We start from the raw sequence: 275 nt of genomic DNA, 5'->3' as shown, positions 1-275 counted from the left end.
AATCCGCCACCGACCTGGTCGAAAATGCCACCGCGAACCAAATGCTCACACGTGTTCTGGGCCATGTCGAGGCTGGTCGGGTCGCCCTTGACGAGCAAGGCGTCGAGCAGGGTGGGCATCGGGACCTTCGTCGGACTTCCGAAACCGCCGTGGACGATGTCGTAGTCGGCTCCGACAGCGTCAATGAGCTCCCCAGCGATCGGACGGGCAACCTCGGGGTCCTTCTCAACAGGGCGCAGGTGCTCGACGATTGCCTCCGCGGAAGACACCACTTC

The 275-nt window shown here is 63.3% G+C and carries 1 pseudogene; it reads right to left on the bottom strand.

From position 1 onward, the window contains the following. A pseudogene (locus tag MKD49_RS25920) lies at positions 1-275 on the bottom strand (hypothetical protein); the annotation flags it as partial.

It is taken from the genome of Herbaspirillum sp. WGmk3, assembly GCF_023952535.1.
Taxonomy (GTDB): domain Bacteria; phylum Pseudomonadota; class Gammaproteobacteria; order Burkholderiales; family Burkholderiaceae_D; genus Herbaspirillum; species Herbaspirillum huttiense.
The sequence above is the reverse complement of the archived record's forward strand: the minus strand, read 5'-3'. Positions and strand labels throughout refer to the sequence as shown.